General features: G+C 58.7%; 6 protein-coding genes and 1 pseudogene. 2 read left to right on the top strand and 5 right to left on the bottom strand.

Translation table 11 applies throughout. The annotated features are described in order from the left end of the window. Positions 1 to 216 precede the first annotated feature (216 nt). Positions 217 to 495, bottom strand: a complete 279-nt coding sequence (locus tag OKC27_RS22260) for a hypothetical protein (RefSeq protein WP_013213990.1) — start codon at positions 493 to 495, stop codon at positions 217 to 219. 533 nt (positions 496 to 1,028) lie between these two features. Further along, complete coding sequence (locus tag OKC27_RS22255) at positions 1,029 to 1,589, bottom strand: replication protein (protein ID WP_014343471.1); 561 nt, start codon at positions 1,587 to 1,589, stop codon at positions 1,029 to 1,031. Between the two features lie 448 nt (positions 1,590 to 2,037). Between OKC27_RS22255 and OKC27_RS22250 the strand changes: the two genes are divergently transcribed. Then, the gene (locus OKC27_RS22250; RefSeq protein ID WP_033958617.1) at positions 2,038 to 2,598 is read left to right on the top strand and encodes a recombinase family protein; all 561 of its coding nucleotides are present in this window, start codon (positions 2,038 to 2,040) and stop codon (positions 2,596 to 2,598) included. A 3-nt stretch (positions 2,599 to 2,601) separates the two neighbouring features. Further along, positions 2,602 to 4,446 (top strand): annotated as a pseudogene (locus OKC27_RS22245) (Tn3-like element TnAs1 family transposase); the annotation flags it as partial. A 105-nt stretch (positions 4,447 to 4,551) separates the two neighbouring features. Here the strand turns inward: OKC27_RS22245 and OKC27_RS22240 are convergent. The 3 genes from OKC27_RS22240 to OKC27_RS22230 form a co-directional block, all read right to left on the bottom strand. Next, positions 4,552 to 5,388 carry an aminoglycoside O-phosphotransferase APH(6)-Id gene (locus OKC27_RS22240; RefSeq protein ID WP_000480968.1) on the bottom strand — a complete coding sequence of 279 codons (837 nt, stop codon included), beginning with the start codon at positions 5,386 to 5,388 and terminating at the stop codon, positions 4,552 to 4,554. After that, entirely contained in the window at positions 5,388 to 6,191 is an 804-nt protein-coding gene (gene aph(3'')-Ib, locus OKC27_RS22235; RefSeq protein ID WP_001082319.1) for an aminoglycoside O-phosphotransferase APH(3'')-Ib, read from the bottom strand. The genes OKC27_RS22240 and aph(3'')-Ib overlap by 1 nt, the downstream gene beginning before the upstream one ends. 65 nt (positions 6,192 to 6,256) lie before the next feature. After that, the gene (locus OKC27_RS22230; protein ID WP_000904906.1) at positions 6,257 to 6,871 is read right to left on the bottom strand and encodes a recombinase family protein; all 615 of its coding nucleotides are present in this window, start codon (positions 6,869 to 6,871) and stop codon (positions 6,257 to 6,259) included. Between the last annotated feature and the right edge of the window lie 86 nt (positions 6,872 to 6,957).

The raw sequence follows: 6,957 nt of genomic DNA, 5'->3' as shown, positions 1-6,957 counted from the left end.
AAGGTAGCTGGTGACACGAGTGTTGAGCCCACCCAACTAGGGTGACGGAAATTTCTGGGGTTCCGGCTTACATCCCCATCAGGGGATTAAGTTCTGTTTGCATCATCGGAGTTCTCCGGTATTGACCGTGGCGGGTGCCCGGCCTTCTGAGATATATAATAGGCCATTTTGGCCTATTGTGTCAAGCGGGTACAATAAAAAATAGGCCAAATCGGCCTACTTTTTTTCTCTCCAACTGAGCCACATTTTATTCAGCTCCAGGCTGCGGGCTGGCCAATCTGGCAGATTCACCGCATGGGCGCGGTAGTTGATCCGAGTATTCAGAGTGCAACGGGGAAAGGGGTTGGCCACCTTGCAGTAACGATAAAACAGACCGACGAGGCGAGCACCGTAACGATCACGCTCCCAGGTCAAAACGTTGTGCATATGCTCGCGGCGTTCGCGTATCCATTCTCGATAGAGTTGGTGAAAGGTGCGGTTAGCTGTGTGGATCATCGGAGTTCTCCGGTATTGACCGTGGCGGGTGCCCGGTCTTCTTAATTAAGATTATAGGCCAAAATGGCCTACTATGGCAAGAAAAAGCGCGCTCTACGTTAAAAAAATCACGTAGTCGCGGGGGATTGCCGCCAAGATTTCGCATAGCGTCGCCTGATTTCGTACGTACGAAATGGGCCACCTGGTCGAGCTGCTGCCGATGCCTGGTGAGTTGGCCACCTGGTTGATTTCCTTCTGGCGTCCAGATCTGAACTTGGCCACCTGGTCGAGCTGCTGCCGGTGCCTGGTAAGTTGGCCACCTGGTTGATTTCCTTCTGGCGTCCAGATCTGAACTTGGCCACCCGGTCGAGCTGCTGCCGGTGCCTGGTAAGTTGGCCACCTGGTCGAACTGCTGCCGGATCTAAAGGTGGAATATTAAGCAGGTAGTGATAGACTGAGATCCAGCATGGCTATACGCCTGCTAACCCCTCAAAAGAAAGCAGCCTCTAGGGCTGCCATCCGTTACGAAATCTCACTCACTTTGAAATAGCCATCTAAACGGCTTTACACCTGGCCGCCTGAAGGGCAACCGCTGAGGCTTCGCCATTAGTAATAGGGGAGGGACTTGTCTCACTGTTTTGTTGAGGTGAAGGCTTGCCCAGGCGATACCATTTAGCCCGGCTCATGCCCATAGCTTCCCAGGGCTTTTGCCTGCTCAATGAGTTGGCTTCATAGGCTTCACGCTCAAGCTGGCCAGCGGCGCGGCGACGTTCTTCATCACGCAGTCTATCGCGCTCTCTGCGGCGCTTCTGAGCCTCGTCAGTGCTGATAATCGTCTTCAGTTGCTCTTGTTCTTGCTGTGAGATCTGGAATAGGTTGATCAGCGTGTCGTTTTTGGGCGTGTATAGCGGTGCAAACGACTTTCCGCCGAACTCGACACGTTCCCCAGCCTCATAGGATTTCGCCTTGCTGTAGAGCGTCATAAGCTCTTTGGAGCGGTAAGACCAACGAGTATCCAGCTCGGAGGAAAGAGCGGCGGCCTCATGGTACATCTGGGCGCTGTTTGTTGCCCCGGAGAGAAGGAGAAAGTTAAGACGCCAGAAAAGATGCCTCATTCGCTCGCCTTCGTTGATTCCACCTCTGAGCTGGCCCAACTTGCGTAGGTCTTCCAGGGGGAACCGCAGAATTCGGAAAAAATCGTACGCTAAGCTAAGGAAGGTCTGAAAAAGCCCCCGCTCGAGAAATGCATCCCAGCAACCATGCGGGTTACAGAGCGGTGATTTCGCGAAACATGGGCTTTTTCAGAGCTTCCTTAGCGTTACGATAAAGCTAGCATGGAAACGATAGGTGCAAGCAAGTTAAGGGTTGCATCGCGCATGTCAATCTAGGCTATACCCTAACTGGATGTCAGGCAAGGCCGCGCCGCTTCGTCAGAATAGAGTCATCTTTCGCATTTTTTTGACACATGCCCGCGAAGGTTATAGATTTCAGCCTGACAGAAACGGGGTTTGGGCGCAACGGAACAGAAAGTGCACATAAGCCGCCTTCAACCAAGGAGACATCGTGCAGGGGCACCGCATCGGCTACGTCCGGGTCAGCAGCTTCGACCAGAACCCGGAACGCCAACTGGAACAGACCCAGGTGAGCAAGGTGTTCACCGACAAGGCATCCGGCAAGGACACCCAGCGCCCCCAGCTCGAAGCGCTGCTGAGCTTCGTCCGCGAGGGCGACACGGTGGTGGTGCACAGCATGGATCGCCTGGCCCGCAACCTCGACGACCTGCGCCGCCTGGTGCAGAAGCTGACCCAGCGCGGCGTACGCATCGAGTTCTTGAAGGAGGGGCTGGTATTCACCGGCGAGGACTCGCCGATGGCCAACCTGATGCTGTCGGTAATGGGGGCCTTCGCTGAGTTCGAGCGCGCTCTGATCCGTGAGCGGCAGCGCGAGGGTATCGCCCTGGCCAAGCAGCGCGGCGCGTACCGGGGCCGCAAGAAGGCCCTGTCCGACGAGCAGACTGTTACCCTGCGGCAGCGGGCGGCGGCAGGTGAGCCCAAGGCGCAGCTCGCCCGCGAGTTCAACATCAGCCGCGAAACTCTCTACCAGTACCTCCGCACGGACGACTGACACATGCCGCGTCGCTTGATCCTCTCGGCCACGGAGCGGGACACCCTGCTTGCGCTGCCGGAAAGCCAGGATGACCTGATCCGCTACTACACCTTCAACGATTCCGACCTGTCACTGATCCGCCAGCGGCGCGGCGACGCCAACCGTCTGGGCTTTGCGGTGCAACTCTGCCTGCTGCGCTACCCCGGCTATGCGTTGGGCACTGACAGCGAGCTGCCCGAACCGGTCATCCTGTGGGTGGCCAAGCAAGTCCAGACCGATCCGGCGAGTTGGACGAAGTACGGCGAGCGCGATGTGACCCGTCGCGAGCACGCCCAGGAACTGCGCACCTACCTTCAACTGGCCCCGTTCGGCCTGTCCGACTTCCGCGCCCTGGTGCGCGAGCTGACCGAACTGGCCCAGCAGACCGACAAGGGCTTGCTGCTGGCCGGCCAGGCGCTGGAGAGCCTGCGGCAGAAGCGACGCATCCTGCCGGCGTTGAGCGTGATCGACCGGGCTTGCTCGGAGGCCATTGCACGGGCCAATCGGCGGGTCTACCGCGCCCTGGTCGAACCTCTCACCGACTCGCATCGGGCCAAGCTGGACGAGTTGCTTAAGCTCAAGGCCGGCAGCAGCATCACCTGGTTGACCTGGCTGCGGCAGGCACCGCTGAAACCCAACTCTCGGCACATGCTGGAACACATCGAGCGGCTGAAGACATTTCAGTTGGTGGACTTGCCCGAAGGCCTGGGCCGGCACATCCACCAGAACCGCCTGCTCAAGCTGGCCCGCGAGGGTGGGCAGATGACGCCCAAAGACCTCGGTAAGTTCGAGCCGCAGCGCCGCTACGCGACCCTGGCCGCCGTGGTGCTGGAGAGCACCGCGACCGTGATCGATGAGCTGGTCGATCTGCACGACCGCATCCTGGTCAAGCTGTTCAGCGGCGCGAAGCACAAGCATCAGCAGCAGTTCCAGAAGCAGGGCAAGGCGATCAACGACAAGGTGCGCCTGTACTCCAGGATCGGCCAGGCGCTGCTGGAAGCGAAGGAAAGCGGCAGCGACCCCTATGCCGCCATCGAGGCGGTGATTCCCTGGGACGAGTTCACCGAGAGCGTCAGCGAGGCCGAGCTGCTGGCCCGGCCGGAAGGCTTCGACCACCTGCACCTGGTCGGCGAGAACTTCGCCACCCTGCGCCGTTACACGCCGGCCTTGCTGGAGGTGCTGGAACTGCGCGCCGCGCCGGCCGCGCAAGGCGTGCTGGCAGCCGTGCAGACCCTGCGTGAGATGAACGCCGACAACCTGCGCAAGGTGCCGGCCGATGCACCCACGGCCTTCATCAAGCCGCGCTGGAAGCCGCTGGTGATCACCCCGGAAGGCCTCGACCGGAAATTCTACGAAATCTGCGCCCTGTCCGAGCTGAAGAACGCCCTGCGCTCCGGCGACATCTGGGTCAAGGGCTCGCGGCAGTTCCGCGACTTCGACGACTACCTGCTGCCGGCCGAGAAGTTCGCCGCACTCAAGCGCGAGCAGGCCCTGCCCCTGGCGATCAACCCGAACAGCGACCAGTACCTGGAAGAGCGTTTGCAGCTGCTGGACGAGCAGTTGGCCACCGTCACCCGCCTGGCCAAGGACAACGAGCTGCCCGATGCCATCCTCACCGAGTCAGGGCTGAAAATCACCCCGCTGGATGCGGCGGTGCCGGATCGGGCGCAGGCGCTGATCGACCAAACCAGCCAGTTACTGCCGCGCATCAAGATCACCGAACTGCTGATGGACGTGGACGACTGGACGGGCTTCAGCCGCCACTTCACCCACTTGAAGGACGGGGCCGAGGCCAAAGACAGGACGTTGCTGCTGTCCGCAATCCTGGGGTCGTTTGCGGGAGAGGGCGAAATCCTACGCTAAGGCTTTGGCCAACGATATTCTCCGGTAAGATTGATGTGTTCCCAGGGGATAGGAGAAGTCGCTTGATATCTAGTATGACGTCTGTCGCACCTGCTTGATCGCGGCCGCGATAGCTAGATCGCGTTGCTCCTCTTCTCCATCCGCGTTCCAAGCTGCGGAAAGGCACCCATAAGCGTACGCCTGGTCGAGCAGGCGACGCGGATCGACGTCCAGCGCACGAGAGAATGCGTCCGCCATCTGTGCAATGCGTCTAGGATCGAGACAAAGGTCGTCTCTGTCAGCCGGATCGTAGAACATATTGGCGGCGCCAAAGCCCACTTCACCGACCAGACCGACGGGATCTATCACCAGCCAGCCGCGACTGGAGAACATGATGTTTTCATGATGCAGATCGCCATGTAGCCCACGCAGTTCCGAGGCATTGCTCATCATTTGATCGGCTATAATCGCCGCGTGGACGTAGTCAGTTTGACAACCTGCGTTTTGATCATCGCGCGCCCGCTGAAACAAAGCTGCAAAGCGATCCCGGATCGGGAGAAGGGCAGAAGGCAGGGGTTCCTCAGATGCGGCATACAGCTTCGCCATTAGTTCCGCTGCAATTTCGGTCGCCTGGTAGTCGCCGTGCTCGGCAACGATGTGAGAGAGCATTCGCTCCCCGGCATATTCGAGCAACATCAGATTGTTCTCACGACCGAGCAACCGGACTGCTCCCCTCCCATTGCGCCATACCAGATAGTCGGCCCCGCGCAGTTCATCAGCAATGTCTTCTATAGGTTTCAATCCCTTGACGATTGCAGGAGTCCCGTCTGGCAATGAAACTTTCCAAACGAGGCTGGAAAAGGTGTCCGCAATGAGAACAGGTTGCGAAACGTGCCAATGAGCAGGAAAAACAGGCGGCATGAACATCAACCCCAAGTCAGAGGGTCCAATCGCAGATAGAAGGCAAGGCGTTCGCGGTCGGGGGCTTCGATCCCCAATACATTGAATAGGACAGCGAAGGCGCGCTCTGCTTCATCTGGCGCTGCCCAGTTCTCTTCGGCGTTAGCAATCATGAGTGCCAAATCGGCATAGCGATCTGCTGTTCCGAGCCGCCCAAGGTCGATCAGACCCGTGCATTGAAGAGTTTTAGGGTCCACCATGAAGTTCGGCATGCAGGGATCACCATGGCAAACAACCATATCGGTGCGCTCTTGGTCGAGCCGCACCGGTAGCTCTCGTTCGACACGAGCCAAAAGATCGAGCTGCGGCGTACTCTTGTCCTCGTCCGGTAAGAAGTCGGGATTGACGGCATTGCGGGACACCACATCAACGGCGCGTCCGAACATTCGCGACAGCCTGCGCTCAAACGGACATTGATCAACCGATAGGCTGTGAACAGCGCCAAGTTGCTGCCCCATTGACGGCCACGCTTTGAGCAAATCCGCTCCAGACAGATCAGCCGCCGGTACTCCCGGAATTGCCGTTATCACCAAGCATGCACCCTCCTGTTCCTCCTGCCAGTTGATCACCTCGGGGCAAGCCACACCTCGACCTTTGAGCCAAATGAGGCGGTCACGCTCTCCAGCGAGCTCACCGCGGCGGGAAGCAGGTGCGATTTTCGCGAAGGCATGCCCGTCACCACGTCGAAAAACAAAATCACCAGATTCTCCGCCTCTGACAGGCAACCAGTCAGAATGCGATTCACCAAAAAAAATATTAGTTCGATTCAATGGAGGTTCCTTCAGTTTTCTGATGAAGCGCGGAGGTGGCTCAACCTGCGAAAAGAAACGAGTTGCTACGTAAGTCCGAGAACATGCTTTCCATGGTCTCTGAGCTCGCCTTTGGGACCGACATATCGGTAGAGAGTGACGCGCTCGATGCCGAGTTCCTTGCAGAGATCGGAAACTGAAGTATCGCGCTGGGCCATGGCGGCTTGCGCGAGACGCACCTGAGCTTTGGTGAGCGCGAATTTTCGTCCGCCCTTGCGACCGCGCGCTCTCGCGGAGGCGAGACCCGCCATGGTGCGCTCTCGGATCAGATCCCGCTCGAACTCGGCCAAGGTGGCGAAGATTCCGAACACCATGCGACCGGACGCAGTCGTGGTGTCGATCTGAGCGCCCTTTCCAGTCAGAACCCGCAGGCCGATCTTGCGGTCTGACAGCTCCTTCACCGTGTTGACCAGATGGGCAAGCGATCGTCCGAGGCGATCGAGCTTCCAGACCACCAGCACATCGCCGTCACGCAATGACTTGAGGCAGGCAGTCAAGCCAGGGCGATCATCACGACCGCCGGAAGCAAGATCATCATAGATATTGTCCCGTTCGACACCTGCGGCGCGCAAGGCGTCGTGCTGCAGGTCGAGAGACTGCGAGCCATCGGCTTTGGAGACGCGGGCATATCCGATCAGCATGTATCACAAACGTTGGTTTGAGGCGGCGCTTCGGCCACGATTGCATTGACCTCTGGAAATGTATCTCAACCAGCTTCATAAACAAA

The sequence above is a fragment of the Aeromonas sp. QDB62 genome, assembly GCF_027705695.1.
Classification (GTDB): Bacteria; Pseudomonadota; Gammaproteobacteria; order Enterobacterales; family Aeromonadaceae; genus Aeromonas; species Aeromonas allosaccharophila.
The sequence above is the reverse complement of the archived record's forward strand: the minus strand, read 5'-3'. Positions and strand labels throughout refer to the sequence as shown.

Bases quoted from the DNA above. Each gene is read 5' to 3' on its own strand.
- OKC27_RS22260 (WP_013213990.1), bottom strand. From the start codon at position 495: ATGATCCACACAGCTAACCGCACCTTTCACCAACTCTATCGAGAATGG.
- OKC27_RS22255 (WP_014343471.1), bottom strand. From the start codon at position 1,589: ATGAGGCATCTTTTCTGGCGTCTTAACTTTCTCCTTCTCTCCGGGGCA.
- OKC27_RS22240 (WP_000480968.1), bottom strand. From the start codon at position 5,388: ATGTTCATGCCGCCTGTTTTTCCTGCTCATTGGCACGTTTCGCAACCT.
- OKC27_RS22230 (WP_000904906.1), bottom strand. From the start codon at position 6,871: ATGCTGATCGGATATGCCCGCGTCTCCAAAGCCGATGGCTCGCAGTCT.